Below are 14,794 nucleotides of genomic sequence, written 5' to 3'. Positions count from 1 at the left end.
GATCGTTATCTGAAAAAACGAGATGTTTCAAAAAATTTTACTAATGATTTCGTTCATGAAGATCATTTTTTGGCTTTTCATCACCATCTTTTAAATGATCCGCACTTCAAGCTGAAGCGTAATGCCAAATCGCTCGGCGACAGTTGCACGGGCCAGGTCGATAAGGGCCAGAATGTCGGCTGCGCGGGCCTGACCATGATTCACGATATAGTTTGCATGAAGTGGACTAATCTCGGCGTCACCAATACGGGTACCCTTTAAACCAACCGCTTCAATCAGACGCCCGGCAAAATCGCCTGGTGGATTTTTGAAGACACTTCCACACGAACTTCCCGCCGGTGTTTTCTGTTTGCGTTCCGCAGCGATGGCCGCCATACGTGCGGTGAGCACCGCTGGGTCGGCCCGCCGCAGACGAAACCGGCCAGATAGCACAAGTGGTGGCAGCGGCGTATGCTGCATCTGTTTCAGAATACTCTCGCGATAGGTATACGCCAGATCGTTAATCGACCATTCTACCCGTTCGCAGCCATTCATCAACAGCTCGGCTGCAATCAACTGACCAGCAACATTGCCGCCGTAGCATCCGGCATTACCGACAATTGCCCCGCCTACTGTTCCGGGAAGGCCCTCTGCCCATTCCAGGCCCGCCCATCCCATTGCTGCGAGCCGACGGGCAGTACCGGCCATTGGCGCACCTGCCTCGATCCACAGTTCGGCACTCTCACCCTGATCGTGCAGTTCCCACCGCTGCCCACGGTAAACGGCAATCACACCGTCAAATCCTTCATCCCGCACCAACAGATTGGTGCCGCGCCCGATCCAGATCAGCGGGAGCTGCTGATCGGTGGCCCAGGTTGCCAGCGCTATCGCCTCGGCGGGAGTTGCCGGTTCAGCATAATAACGCGCCAAACCACCAACTCGCCACGAGGTATGACGCGCCATTGGCTCAGCGGTGCGCAATGGTATCGATAACAGAGCGGGCACCTTACACCTCCTGTTGCGCGGCGTGTTGTTGTGCGATAAACAACGCCGACACCTGATCACTATCCCCAGCCCCCAGCGTTAAGATAACGTCGCCGGGTTGTGCCAGCGAATGCAGAACCAGAGCCGCATCTGCCGGTTTTCCGGCATAGCGTGCTGTTACCCCGTGTGCAACCAGATGTTCAACCAGCGCCATCGCCAGGGCAACCGGATCACCCTGTTCGCGCGCTGGGTAGACATCACCAACCAACACCATCGCCGCTGCCTGACACGCCGCCGGCCATTGTGTCCACAGACTGCGTGTGCGACTAAAGGTATGGGGTTGCAAATAAACGATCAGGCGACGGTCAGGGTAACGCTGATGCGCGGCAGCGAGCGTAGCCTGCACTTCGGTCGGATGATGGGCATAATCGTCGATCAGCGTTATTCCGGCAATCTCACCCCGCCACTCAAAACGCCGACTACTGCCGTGATAGCTGGCCAGTGCTGTTGCTGCTGCGACGAGATCAGCTCCCCACAACGCTGTTGCGGCCAGGGCTGCCGTTGCATTGCGTACATTATGGTCACCGGGAATCGCCAGGCGCACCGTTGTGGCAAATCGCCGACCGAAGGTACGACGGTCGTAATACCAGAGATCAAACTGTTGGCCCTCTGGCGTCACCCGCACCCCACTTGCCGTCCAGTCGAGTGGGGCCAGCCGACAGGAAACCGGATCGGTCGCGATGCGCTCATCGATCCCGTACAGACAGGCTTCGCTGTGTTCGGCCAGGGCCAGTGTCCCAGGATCATCGGCGCAGAGAATAAGACGGCGCGGGTCGCGTACCTGTCTGGCAAAGGCAGCAAAGGCAGCGATATACTCAGCCGCAGTTGGGTAAATATCGGGATGATCCCACTCAACATTGGTGACAATCGCCATCGCCGGTGTCAGGGCCAGAAAAACGCGATCGTACTCATCAGCCTCAATCACCAGTGGCGCTGTTGGATCGCCCCATTGCGCACTACCACCCAACGCCGGAACTTCGGCACCGACCAAAAAACCACACTCGATCCCCGCGCCACGCAGGGCCAATGCCGTCAGCGCACTGGTTGTCGTCTTGCCGTGGGTTCCGGCAATCGCAATCACCGGTCGTTGGGCTGACCACATCCGCCACAGATCGGCCCGACTCAGGCGCGGAATAGACAGCGCTACCGCAGCATCGAGTTCAGGATGGGAGCCACGAATAGCAGCCGTTGCCAGCACATAGTCTGCCCCTCGTACATACGCCGGATCGTGACCCTGCCAGACCTGTGCTCCGCGTTCCTGGAGTGCTGCGGTAGCTCGATTGGCGGTGAGGTCCGAACCGCTCACCGTATGGCCCTGATCCATTAACAGATGCGCAATGGCGCTCATGCCAGCGCCGGCAATCCCAATGATGTGATAGTGACTCACGGTTTCCAGACCTTTGGAAAGTTGAATAAAATAAGCAACCCTAAAATCATAAAGAAGATGGCGATCAACGATGGTAAGATAATACTGACATCAGGTAATGTATTGAGAAAGAGCGCAATTGGTCCTTCGAAGATACCGCCGCTATTCACAAATTCGCGCCAAAACACGACCGCAGCGTTGGTCCACAGCAGAACAATAAACGCTCCCACAAACAACCCTAGCGGACGAGCCAAACGCTCTTTTGGCGGCCCCTTCCATGCAGCCTTACTATCGAGAAACCTTCCTAAGAGGATCAATGCGATAAATGCCATCATCCGAAAGAAGAGCGGTACCTGAAATTCCGGTGTGATAAGCGGATCAAGCGGTGGTACCAGTGTCGGATCATTACCAATCAAGAATGCGATAAAGCGAGGTGCATTGATCCATAATCGATTGATAACACTTACCAGAAATGTACCACCCTGGACGCAAGCGATGTAGGCGATGATCGTCCAGAGCGCAAGCGTAAGGAGATTACGCAGACCCTGCTGGTAGCCGACATAGCCCCCCAATGCCATCAGAATGAGCAATAAAGCAAAACCGTTCAAATTAACTGTAATAACCGTCTGCGCTAAAGGAATGACCATCCACTCTTCCATCATGTTGAACTCCTTGTGGCGAGTTCCATCAGCGCCGCGGCTAGCGTCTGCGCCGCTTCGGGTCGAGCCAGCGCACGGCTGCGTACTGCCATCTGCCTCCGCATCTCGTGATCGATTAACAATTGTCGAACTGCCTGCGCTAACGGCCCGGCCTCCGGTGCACCATCACCCAACATCGCATCATCAGCTACCTTCAGGGCTGCACCCCGTTGAACCAGATAATCGGCATTTTCATCCTGATGCACATAAGGGTACGGTACCAGCACTGCTGGTAGCCCGACTGCCGGTAGCTCAGCCAGCGTTGAGGCGCCACTGCGGCACACGGCCACATCAGCAGCCGCCAGGGCGGCGGTCATACTACGGGTCTGCCCACTTTCAAGGTAGGGGAAGAGCAGATAACGCTCACGTAACGCCGGCTCAAGACGTGCTGCGGTTTCCGCCAGCCATTCCTGATCGCCTTCCCGCCCACACACATGAATGATAGTACAGAGGGGCAATAATGTCGGTAACAATGCAGCGATAGCCCGATTGATACTGCGTGCCCCTCGACTACCACCATAGACCAACAGAACGGTCTGATCGGAGCGAATGCCAAACGCAGCCCGTGCCATCTCACGGTTGGCCATAAATAATTCAGACCGTACCGGATAACCAGTTACCAGTGCCCGGCGATCACCCTCGTGTAACCCTAATCGTGGTAACGCATCACTGACGTTTACCGCCGTCAAATCGGCGATCCGACTTAACAGGCGCACGGCTAATCCAGGTACGACATCTGGCAAATAGATCATCGTTGGTATGCGCCGCAACTTAGCCGCCACAAAGAGTGGTACACACACATAACCACCGGTTCCCAAGATTGCTGCTGGTCGCTCTTGGTCTAACAATTGTCCGGCCACGATCACGCCACGAGCCAGTGTGAAGAATGCACGCACAGCCCCTAGTGGCCCACGACCACGCACAGCGGCTGCTGGCAACGCACGAAACGGAAGTTGGCTTTCACGCGCTACAATCCGCTCTTCCATCCCGCCAACGCTGCCCACATACACAACCTGCGCCTGTTCAGCCAGTACGTGAGCGACGGCCAGCGCCGGATAGACGTGACCGCCAGTGCCGCCACCCGAAAGAATGAGACGGAGCCTGGCCGGTACGGAAGCTGGCGGTGGTTTTTGAATTATCGGTTGATGACTGATCGACATGGCGAGAGATATTCAACAATAAACCGGTGGCCATCAGACAGCTTATTAACGATGAGTTACCGTATGACAGAAATGGCAAGGTCAAGCCGGTAAACGGAATAAGTGCCACTGTTACGCTAATGTTGACAAAGGCCTGAAACACGAGCCACGACGTAATACCAACAGCTACCAACGCAGCAAACGGTGAAGGTGCACGCGCAGCGATGCGATATCCACGCACTGCGATGATCAGAAACGCAACCAGCACGGCTAGCGTGCCGAGCAGACCCCACTCTTCGCCGATAATTGCGTAAATTGTATCGGTATGGGGCTGTGGCAGCCAGAGGTGCTTTTGGCGACTCATCCCGATCCCCTGTCCAAAGAGACCACCGCTCCCGAATGCGTAGAGTGAGTGAATAATCTGATACCCTTCAGCGCTTGCCCGCGACCACGGATCGAGAAAGGCCTGCCAGCGTCCACTGCGGAACGTCACGATCAGAGCGAAGAAAGCGACGGTTGCCAGCAGTGCAGCACCGGCAACCTGCCACAGATTGGCTCCAGCCGCAAAGAAGATCGCCCCACCGATGAGGAGGATGATGATCGTTGTCCCCAGATCGGGTTGTAACATGATCAGGCCACAAATGAATCCAAGGATCACGGCGAATGGAGCCAACCCGTAGGCTACGTTGCCTAATCGCTGACCTCGCTGCGAGAGCCAGTGGGCGAAGTAGATAATGATCGCCAACTTCACAAACTCTGCCGGTTGAATACTGAAGATACCCAGCCACCCCTCTCCGAAGCGTATCCACGAGCGCGAACCATTGACTTCGGTGATACTGGCCGGCAGCAGGAGGACACTGACAAGAAGAATGATTGCAATCGCCATTAAATGGATCGAGTAGCGCTGCCAGATGCGGTGATCGATCTGCTGCATTAACCACAGCGCTCCTAAACCGATCAGCGACCCCATCGTTTGCCGCAATACATAGTAGAATGGATTGCCGTGAAAGACCGCTGCATCAACAAAGCTGGCGCTATAGACCATCACCAGCCCAAAGGCGGTCAAGCCGATGACCGTCACTAACAACACGCGGTCAGGCGGATGAGTTGTGCGGTCGAAGAGCGATCCCGTGGAACGTGGCTCATCACGCTTGAGCATACATTCCTTCTTTCACCGTGTAGCACCCATATACTCAGGTTCTGCACCTATGCCGGTGTGATCAGACGCACCAACACCATCATCACCAACGCAATTGCCAGCGTCCATAGCCAGCCCTGGGCGGGGAAACTCCGGATCAGGATTGGCTGGAAGAAGCGCAGATCGATGATCAGGCGGGGAGAGAGGGCAAGCCCAACCACCAACCCACTCAGTAAACCGCCCAAATGCCCCCAATTATCAATGACACCCTGAGCGGCAAAACCGATAAGCAGGTTAATAAAGGCAATCGCCGCGATATTACGCACCTGATTCTGACCAAACTCACCCAATGCCTGTCGATTGAGGTAGTAGAAGATACCGAGACCTCCGATCAGGCCAAAAATGGCGCCGCTTGCGCCAACTGCGGGCGCCGGTGAGAGGGCATACGAAGCGATACTTCCGCCTAACCCACTCAGCAGATATAGGGCCAGGAAGCGGGCATGACCGTAAAAGCGCTCCGTCTCGGGACCAAGCACCGAAAGGGCGTAGCCATTGAAGAAAATGTGAATAAGATTGGCGTGGAGAAACACAGCAGTGAACAGACGCCACATCTCACCATTGGCAATCCGCTCGTTAACCTTTGCCCCCAACATAATGAGTACTGGCAATCCTGGTTGAAAGAGCGACCCACTCAGTACACAGCTCAAGACGTACACGATCCCAATCGCCCACAACAGACTCTGGGTGACGAATGGACGCGGTGGCAACGGTCGTGGCGGTGGCGATGACGGTTCCTCTGGTAAATCAGGACGCCGACCGAATTCACGTTCAGCCCGACGTAAGAATTCTTCGATCTCGTCGGGTTCATTAGGAGGATGAGTCATACATTTGCTCTCCGGCACGCACGGCAGCCAATTGACGCACAATCTGACGAAATGCTTCACCGCGATGAAATTCATTCCGAAACATGCCAAAACTGGCACATCCAGGTGAGAGCAAAACCGCGCCACCGGGCTGTGCAAACAACCGCGCCGTGGCTACCGCGGCGGATAGATCGGTAAAAGGGCCGGCGAGTGGTAAATCTGGCTTTCGGGCGCGCAATAACGCTTGTAATGTCGGTGTTGCACTTCCATCGAGTAACACGACTGCCGCAGCACCGTTGGCAATGGTATCAGCCAGCGCGGCCAGATCGAGTTCTTTATCTGCACCACCGGTAATCAAGACAATTGGCCCATCCACGGTGGCTAACGCTGCCGCAGTTGCGGTCGGATTCGTTGCGGTTGTATCGTTGATGTACCGCACGTCATCAATCGTCGCAACCAATTCCAGCCGGTGTTCAACCGCCGTTATTTCGTGCAGTGCTGTCGCGATCGCTTCTGGTTCGATCCCAAACCGATACGCCAGTGTCGCTGCTGCCAGGGCATTGGCGAGATTGTGGACACCAGGCAGCCGTAGATCAGATCGATGAAAGAGGATCACATCACGGTAGCGCGCATAGCCAGCGGCGTCAACCGTAGCATCGGCTGTTGGGTCGGTGAGACTGAAACTGATCACCTCCTGACGGCCATGGCCCCAGGCTTGCGCCTGCTCTGGTGGCAAGACCGCGACACCATTTTCTCCCTGGTGTGCCATAATCTGACGTTTGGCATTGGCATAAGCTGCCAGCGAACCGTGCCAGTTGAGATGATCAATTCCTAGATTGGTCAGCAGAGCGTACTGTGGACTTAAGCCGGCTTCGCCCAGGCGTTCTAATTGAAAACTGCTCAATTCCAGCACAACCGGCGTTTGCGGCGTAATCTGCGTGATCGCTTCCAGTGCCGAGACACGGAGATTACCGGCTACAACGGTATTGGGGTAACGTTGCCGGATCATAGCAGCCAGCAACAGCGTGGTCGTTGTCTTACCCTTTGTACCGGTCACACCCAGAATTGGTGCAGGACAGGCGCGGAAGAAGAGGGTCATCTCGGTTTCAATCTTTACCCCATACGAACGAGCCAGTGCCAGCCAGGGTGAATCGGGGCGCACTGCCGGGTTCACCACCAACATCTCAGCAGCGCGAATATCTTCGGCGCGATGTTCACCCAGTGTATAGCGAACGGATACCCCTAGCTCGGTGGCAAACGCATTGAGACGAGCTATCGGCTCGGCCAGTACCTCTGGTGAGGCATGGTCAGTGACAATGATCTCAGCACCCTGGCGCAACAACCAGCGGGCCACTCCCAGGCCACCACCATGAACACCCAGACCCATAACAACAACCCGCTTCCCGGCCAACCTCTCCATCAGCGCCCCCCATCACCCTCAATAACCGTGATTGCAGGCACGTCAACCTGGACTCCCGTCTGCGGTGACCCAAAAATCAATGCCAGTGAAATACCAACCATTGCGGCCACTGTACCAATCAACACAAAACGCTGGGTCACTTGCGGCTGACTCCAGCCGAGCAACTCAAAATGGTGATGCAAGGGAGCCATCTTAAAGATCCGGCGGCCCTCACCGTAGCGCCACTTCGTCCATTTGAAATAGGCAGTCTGGATCATTGTCGAGAGGGCTTCGATCACAAACACAATCCCGATCACCGGTAAGAGCAGCCATTGCTGCGACTGCAACGCCACCACCGCCAGCGTTGCCCCTAAAGACAGGGCGCCGAGATCACCCATAAAAACCTGGGCCGGATAAGCGTTGTACCAGAGAAAGGCTGCACACGCTCCCACCACGGTAAAGCAAAACGCCATCAAATTGGTTAGACGTGGCTCGGCCAGAAAGGTAATGACCCCATACGCACCGAACGAAAGTGTCAGATTCCAGCCGGCCAGGCTATCGAGACCATCGGTAATATTAACGGCGTTCGAGATGAAGACAATGATCAACACTGCTATCGGAATAAACCAGAGACCGATATTCACTTCACCCACAAACGGTATCTGGACCAACCCCTCGTGTTCGAGACCGTAGGGTTGTGGTAGATAGAGTGCCAGGCTAGCTACAAACGCCACCGCCATCATGATCCAGAACTTAAATCGTACCGTAAAACCGTGGGTTTTTGAACGGGAACCGGTCAAGGAAAGCCAGTCATCGATAGCACCCAGGACGGCGAAACTGACCATCACACCCAGGGGAAGCAGCATTGACCAGCGATCAACGAGATTGAAAAGTACCGTTAATATCAACACGGTACTCACAATCATAATTCCACCCATCGTTGGTGTGCCTACTTTCACCAAGTGGCTTTGCGGACCGTCAGGACGAATGCGCTTTCCCAGGTTATGCTTGCGCGCAAAGCGTACCCACCATCCACCGATGATTAAGGTTAGAACAAACGCTGCGGCAGCCAGCAACAGCGCACGTGCCATATCTTGAACCAGTACTGCACGAAGGACGCTCACACAACTTCTCCTGTCGTTTTGATGATTCGAGCTACGATTCAGTGCGCGTCAACGCAACGACGATAGTCTCCATTTGCACGCCGCGCGACCCCTTAATCAGGAGACAATCACCGGCTTGAATGATCTGATTCAGCAGCTCGATAGCTGCTTCATTATCAGGACATGTCTTCACCTGCGCGGCAGACATTCCAGCCCGACGTGCGGCATCGGCCACTATGTGCGCCTGGCGACCGACAGCAATGAGCAGATCGGCAGTTGTTGCAGCAGCAGCGCCGACCTGCCGATGACCTTCCTCACTGGCTGCCCCAAGTTCAAGCATTTCACCGAGGACTGCAATGCGCCGTCCCTCGGTTTCGGCCAACACCTGAAGAGCGGCAATGGTCGAGAGAGGTGCAGCGTTGTAGGTATCATCGATAATTGTCACCCCATTTCGACCACGAACCACACGCAAACGCAACTGTTCGCCAGGTTCGCGCAATCCGGCTGCAATCGCATCCCAATCCATACCGAGCACCAGCGCAGCGGCGATGGCCGCCAGCGCCGTGTAGGCGTGATGCCGCCCAATCAGCGGTGTCCGCAGCCGATGTTGTTGCCCGTGGTATTCGACCGTCAGCTCGATCCCGTGCAAGCCATAGCTTTCTACCTTTAGCAAACGCACATCGGCTTGATCGGCGTAGCCGTATGTCAGCACCCTGGCGGCGGTACGATTCGCCATCGCCACCACACGTGGATCATCAGCGTTAAGGATACACCAACCATCGGCAGGTAGCGACTCGGGTAATTCTGCTTTTGCATTGGCAATGGCCTCGATACTACCCAGTCGTTCCAGGTGTGAAGGTCCGACATTGGTCACAATCCCAATCTGGGGACGGGCGAGAGTCGCCAGAAAGCGAATCTCACCCGCCGCCCACATTCCCATCTCGAGCACTGCCACTTGATGGTCGGCAGTCAGCTCGAGCAAGGTTGCCGGTAACGTCACCTCACTATTGAAACTGCGTTGACTTTTTAAGGTGCGGAAGCGCTGGCTAACAACAGCCGCGACGACCTCTTTGGTTGAGGTCTTGCCCACACTTCCGGTGATCCCGATCACCGTCGGCGTGAACATCTGTCGATGGTAGACGGCCACTCGCTGCAATGCAAAGAGTGGATCGTCTACAGCGATGAGGAGGCAGGCTTCGGGCGGCACTGTCGCCAGAGAGACAGTCTGAGTCGGCTCGATCAGATGCCATGGCCGAGCCACAGCGTTCAGATCGGGGGCCAGTACTGCCAGCTTTGAGGGCGAAACCAGTGCTGCGGCTGCACCACCTGCCACCACATCGGGCAAAAAACGATGTCCATCGGTACGTTCGCCGGTCAATGCGACAAAGAGCGAACCCGGCACGACTGCCCGTGAATCGGTTACAACCGGCCCAATCATGCGTTCGGCCCATGCGGTCGGCAGCGATACTGCCTGTCGTGTTGTGCGTGGTTGAACGCCGTACAATAAATGATCGAGTCTGATCAATTTGCCCTCCCCAAGCCATCGTCTGCACCGGACAGCTTGTAAGGGCCATTATAGCATTACCATCCAGAACGGCCTTGTTATCATCTGGGATGGTTATCTGATAAAAAGCTGAGAGTACGTTGATCAACACACCCTTCCCCTCCTATGGCTGTCCCGGACTGACCAGACTACGATCCGGTGGGATATGCGCGTAACGCAGCAACTGATCGACCAGGTTGTAATACACCGGTATTGCGGTCAGCACACCGAGCGTATCCTTCTTGGGTCGATCAATCTTCACCAGCACGACAAACTGTGGCTCATCGACCGGTGCAATCCCCAATACAGAACCGATTGTGTACGATGGATCGTACCCGCCACCGGGTAAAGGGATTGAGGCAGTGCCGGTTTTGGCTCCCACGCGGTAGCCGGGGATCAGCCACTGGTCGCGCCAGTTCCCGGTACGCGGACCCCAGATCACCGGTGCATAATGATTGGCCGCGTCAACCATCATTTCACGCACAGTATGGGCAATCGATGCCTCGATGGGTTTTCCCACCACCTGCGGTTCGGTTCGCACACACTCCTTGCCACGACACATCTGCTGCACGACATACGGTTGCATCATGACGCCATCATTAGCAATCGCTGCGGCGGCCTGCACCAACTGAAGGGGCGTTACCGAAACCCCCTGACCGTAGGCGTTAATCAAAAATGTGAGCGGATTATAGCTAGGACTGCCATAAAAATTGACAATACCACTCTCTTCGCCGGCCAGATCAACCCCCGTTGGTTGCCCAAAACCGAAGCGGGTCAGGGTACGATAGTATGACTCTGGTCCGACCAGCTCATTAAATTGCAGTGCCGCCACATTGCTCGAATAGTAGAGCATCCCGGCCAGGTTTAGCGAGCCGTGGGGTGCTGCATCGAAATTACGTAATGGTTGACCATACCGCACCACCCAGCCCGGATCATCAACCGTTGTTGTTGTCGTTACCACCCCAGAGCTGAGTGCAGCCGCAGCAGTGATGATCTTGAACGTACTCCCCGGTTCGTACACGGTACCAATTGCCGGATTACGTCCGTAAACCTCGGGCGGGTACTCTTGCCAGCGATTCGGGTCGAAGAACGGCCAACTCGTCATCGCCAGGATCGCGCCGGTGCGCGGATCGAGAACAATAATCGTCCCACCGTCGGCTTGCTGCTCTTGCACTGCCTGCTGCAACTCACGTTCGGCGATCTGCTGAATAAACGGATCGATAGTGAGTTGCAAATTCGCACCATCTTGGGGTGGAAGTACTCGTGCGAGGCTAGTTGCCATGGGATTACGAGCCGGGTCGAATTCACCTTCGATCCGTCCCTCGGTACCACGTAGAGCGGTATCGTAATAGGCCTCAATGCCACTTATCCCCTCACCGTTCAAGTTCAGTGCGCCGACTATCTGTGCAGCAGTAATCCCTTGCGGATAAAAGCGCATCGGCTCATACACCAGCCGGAGACCGGGCAACTTAAGCTCGGCAACTTGTGCTGCCACGTCAGGATCAAGCCAACGTGCCAACCGCACCCACTGCCGATCGGAACGCAACGCCGACAAAATCTGCTCTGCCGGTGCATTGGTCAGTTTGGCGATCAACAACGCAATCTCGGCTTGGCGCTCAGCCGGTACCTGCGGTGGTACAGCAAACAGACTTTGCCGTTCAACATCCATCGCCAGCACCGTGCCGCTAGCATCGGTAATCTGACCACGACGTGGCGCCAGCAGCGTTGGCGCCTCGATCTCAAGGCGGGCCTTACGGGCCAAATCCTGGCTGCGCACTACTTGCAGATCAATCAAGCGAATCCCAATAATCGTTGTGATCAAGACACAGCTCAGCAAGAGCACCTGCAAACGCCAGCGTGGTAACCCGCGTAGCGGAGGAACCGCTGCGGTAGTCTCGGCTGAGGCAGGAATGGTTGTCCGGCGTGTTGTACTGGCCATCGGCGATTACTCATCAAGCTCAGGAAGATTCGGGATACGGATATAGCGAATCTGTTCAGGAGTCGGCGGACGGAACCCCATGTCTGTGGCCCGCTTCATTCGTGATTCAACCGACTGCACACGGGCAAGCTGCTCTTGCAGACGCGAATATTCACGATTAAGCTGCACCTGTTGCTGGCGCAACGCAACCAGGTCGTAGTTCATACGGGTCACCAGACCGCTCTGAACCAGGGTCACCAGGCTGAGCAGACAAACAATCAGCGTCAATAGGAGGACATAGCGTGCGCCATCGAGGCGCAGGTAGCGCGAGAAATCGATCTGTCGCCACCGCACCCGACCAACAATTGCCGGAATCTGTTCAATTCTCACTGCCATACCGTCGTCTCCCCTGGCAATACCCCTATGCTGCGATACGGGCGGCAACCCGCAGTTTCGCGCTGCGCGCTCGCGGGTTACGCACAACCTCTGTTGCAGAAGGCACCACCGGCTTCTTCGTCAGGATCGTCAACCGTGGTGTGGCACCGGTTGCCTCTGCACGTAAAAACTGCTTCACAATGCGATCTTCCAGTGAATGAAAACTGATCACTGCCAGCCGACCGCCGGGGGCAAGCAACGCTACCGCCTGCGGAAGTGCCAGCTTCAGCCGATCCAGCTCCTGATTCACCGCAATCCGCAGGGCCTGGAAAGTGCGGGTGGCCGGATGAATCCGACCGTGACGCCCGCCAACCGCACGCACGACAACCTCGGCCAGCTCAGCGGTACGCCGGAACGGTTGCGTTCGGCGCTGTTCGACAATCGCCCGTGCAATGCGCCGTGCGGCGTGCTCTTCACCGTACTGAAAAATAATGTCGGCCAGCTCACGCTCGCTTAACCGATTGACCAGATCGGCAGCCGTTGGCCCGTGCGTCGGATCGAGGCGCATATCGAGTGGTCCATCAGCCGCAAACGAAAAGCCTCGTTCTGGTGTATCGAGCTGGTACGATGATACCCCCAGATCAAACAGAATGCCATCGAAGGCAGTAAATCCGGCAGTCGTTGCAATAGTGACCAGATCAGCAAAAGAGCCGTGACACAGCACCGCCTGCTCGTGTAATCCGGCGGTCGTTAAGCGCTCGGCGGTTGCCGCCAGCGCAGCCGGATCAGCGTCGATCCCCAGTAATTTGCCACCGGGCTGTGCCGCCTGCAAGACGGCCAGTGCGTGCCCACCACCACCAACCGTTGCATCAAGATAGCAACCGCCAGGACGGGGAGCCAGTGCGTTTACAACCTCAGCCATGAGGACCGGTGTGTGCTGGAAGGTCACCACCATCAAATCCCTAACTTTCGCATCTGTTCATCAAAGTGTGGCCCTTGTGTCTCAAGGCGCTGCTGCACTTCACGCCAGCGATCGGGTGCCCACACCTCGATAAACGCATCAAGTCCAACCAACAATGCCTGATCGGTCAATCCACCAGCTTCACGCAGGTTCTGCGGTAGCAAAATTCGCCCCTGACGATCCATCTCTTGTTCTGAAGCACTGGCAAAGAGCAGCCGACGCAGCATACGAGCATCTTCGTCAACCAGCGATAGCGCACTTACCCGGCGGGTAAGGTCACTCCAGTAGGGCAACGGAAAAATCAGCAAGCAGCGGTCGAAGCCGCGGGTCAAGACCATCCCACCAGCAAGATCGGCACGAAAGCGAGCCGGGATTGCCAGTCGTCCCTTCTCATCGATAGCATGCTCGTATGACCCTAAAAACACCGCTGTGATCCTTCACGGTTTGAGAGGGAGTATTCTCCACTTTTCCCCACTTTACCCCACCTCCCGCCACATTATAGCTTACCCCACCCACTGTTTCAAGCCAGAAAAGTATCTACAAACATAACAAATTGATGTCTTTCCGCGCAGGATCAGAGATCGGGTAGAATATTTGAGCGAATAACAGGCAATTACGAGAGAAAGTGAGGATGTATGAGTGATTCGGGTGAATTGAGTCATCTTGACGCTGCCGGGAATGCGCACATGGTTGATGTCAGCGCCAAACCGATTACTGCCCGTGAAGCGATTGCCCGAGGTCGGGTCGTGATGCAGGCAACAACCCTCAATTTAATCCTCGGTGGTGGTATTCCCAAGGGTGATGTACTGGCAGTTGCGCGAGTAGCAGGGATCATGGCCGCGAAGCGAACCGCAGACCTCATTCCGCTGTGTCATATTCTCAATCTGAGTCATGCCAGCATCACCTTTACCCCTGATCCGACAGGCCCTGCCCTGGAGATCGAGGCAACGGTACGTTGCCAGGGCCAGACCGGTGTTGAGATGGAAGCTCTGACAGCGGTAAGCGTTGCAGCACTCACCATCTATGACATGTGCAAATCGGTAGACAAAACGATGCACATCGACCAGATCCGTTTGATCGCCAAACGTGGCGGACGGAGTGATGAGGGGAAGGATAGGGGATAGAAAATGGCGCCCCCCCTCACCATCCCCCCAGCCCCCTTCCTCTCCCACACGGGGAGAGGAAGGGGGAGTAGATCCCTCACCATCCCCCCAGCCCCCTTCCTCTCCCACGCTGTGGGCGAGGAAGGGGGAGTAGATCCCTCACCA

At 56.0% G+C, this 14,794-nt stretch carries 14 protein-coding genes; 1 reads left to right on the top strand and 13 read right to left on the bottom strand.

Annotated features, from left to right (window positions below; translation table 11 throughout):
- Positions 1–90: 90 nt before the first annotated feature.
- The 13 genes from murB to mraZ form a co-directional block, all read right to left on the bottom strand.
- Entirely contained in the window at positions 91–984 is an 894-nt protein-coding gene (murB, locus tag JE47_RS0111175) for a UDP-N-acetylmuramate dehydrogenase (RefSeq protein WP_031459841.1), read from the bottom strand.
- A gap of 1 nt (position 985) precedes the next feature.
- Positions 986–2,410 (bottom strand): UDP-N-acetylmuramate--L-alanine ligase, encoded by a 1,425-nt coding sequence (gene murC / locus JE47_RS0111170; protein ID WP_031459840.1) that lies wholly within the window; start codon positions 2,408–2,410, stop codon positions 986–988.
- Positions 2,407–3,051 carry a hypothetical protein gene (locus JE47_RS0111165; protein WP_031459839.1) on the bottom strand — a complete coding sequence of 215 codons (645 nt, stop codon included), beginning with the start codon at positions 3,049–3,051 and terminating at the stop codon, positions 2,407–2,409. Before JE47_RS0111165 ends, murC begins: the two co-directional genes overlap by 4 nt.
- Positions 3,048–4,136 (bottom strand): UDP-N-acetylglucosamine--N-acetylmuramyl-(pentapeptide) pyrophosphoryl-undecaprenol N-acetylglucosamine transferase, encoded by a 1,089-nt coding sequence (locus tag JE47_RS0111160; protein ID WP_236631214.1) that lies wholly within the window; start codon positions 4,134–4,136, stop codon positions 3,048–3,050. The genes JE47_RS0111165 and JE47_RS0111160 overlap by 4 nt, the downstream gene beginning before the upstream one ends.
- Positions 4,111–5,385 carry a putative lipid II flippase FtsW gene (gene ftsW / locus JE47_RS0111155; protein WP_031459837.1) on the bottom strand — a complete coding sequence of 425 codons (1,275 nt, stop codon included), beginning with the start codon at positions 5,383–5,385 and terminating at the stop codon, positions 4,111–4,113. The genes JE47_RS0111160 and ftsW overlap by 26 nt, the downstream gene beginning before the upstream one ends.
- Positions 5,386–5,432: 47 nt before the next feature.
- Positions 5,433–6,248: a rhomboid family intramembrane serine protease gene (locus tag JE47_RS0111150; protein ID WP_031459836.1), complete on the bottom strand. Its 816-nt coding sequence runs from the start codon at positions 6,246–6,248 to the stop codon at positions 5,433–5,435.
- A complete protein-coding gene (murD, locus tag JE47_RS0111145; RefSeq protein WP_031459835.1) occupies positions 6,232–7,647 on the bottom strand; it encodes a UDP-N-acetylmuramoyl-L-alanine--D-glutamate ligase in 1,416 nt (471 codons plus the stop codon). The genes JE47_RS0111150 and murD overlap by 17 nt, the downstream gene beginning before the upstream one ends.
- A complete protein-coding gene (mraY, locus tag JE47_RS0111140; protein WP_031459834.1) occupies positions 7,647–8,750 on the bottom strand; it encodes a phospho-N-acetylmuramoyl-pentapeptide-transferase in 1,104 nt (367 codons plus the stop codon). Before mraY ends, murD begins: the two co-directional genes overlap by 1 nt.
- 31 nt (positions 8,751–8,781) lie before the next feature.
- Positions 8,782–10,254 carry a UDP-N-acetylmuramoyl-tripeptide--D-alanyl-D-alanine ligase gene (locus JE47_RS0111135; protein WP_031459833.1) on the bottom strand — a complete coding sequence of 491 codons (1,473 nt, stop codon included), beginning with the start codon at positions 10,252–10,254 and terminating at the stop codon, positions 8,782–8,784.
- A 142-nt stretch (positions 10,255–10,396) separates the two neighbouring features.
- Entirely contained in the window at positions 10,397–12,211 is a 1,815-nt protein-coding gene (locus JE47_RS0111130) for a peptidoglycan D,D-transpeptidase FtsI family protein (protein ID WP_031459832.1), read from the bottom strand.
- 6 nt (positions 12,212–12,217) lie between these two features.
- Positions 12,218–12,586, bottom strand: coding sequence for a hypothetical protein (locus tag JE47_RS0111125; RefSeq protein ID WP_031459831.1), 369 nt, complete (start codon positions 12,584–12,586; stop codon positions 12,218–12,220).
- A gap of 25 nt (positions 12,587–12,611) precedes the next feature.
- Positions 12,612–13,520: a 16S rRNA (cytosine(1402)-N(4))-methyltransferase RsmH gene (rsmH, locus tag JE47_RS0111120; protein ID WP_031459830.1), complete on the bottom strand. Its 909-nt coding sequence runs from the start codon at positions 13,518–13,520 to the stop codon at positions 12,612–12,614.
- On the bottom strand, positions 13,520–13,951 hold the full coding sequence (mraZ, locus tag JE47_RS0111115) for a division/cell wall cluster transcriptional repressor MraZ (RefSeq protein ID WP_031459829.1): 432 nt from the start codon (positions 13,949–13,951) through the stop codon (positions 13,520–13,522). Before mraZ ends, rsmH begins: the two co-directional genes overlap by 1 nt.
- 210 nt (positions 13,952–14,161) lie before the next feature.
- Here mraZ and moaC point away from each other — a divergent pair, with 210 nt between their 5' ends.
- On the top strand, positions 14,162–14,650 hold the full coding sequence (gene moaC / locus JE47_RS0111110; protein ID WP_031459828.1) for a cyclic pyranopterin monophosphate synthase MoaC: 489 nt from the start codon (positions 14,162–14,164) through the stop codon (positions 14,648–14,650).
- Positions 14,651–14,794 lie beyond the last annotated feature (144 nt).

Origin of the sequence: Chloroflexus sp. MS-G, assembly GCF_000735195.1 — a bacterium.
Lineage (GTDB): Bacteria > Chloroflexota > Chloroflexia > Chloroflexales > Chloroflexaceae > Chloroflexus.
The sequence above is the reverse complement of the archived record's forward strand: the minus strand, read 5'-3'. Positions and strand labels throughout refer to the sequence as shown.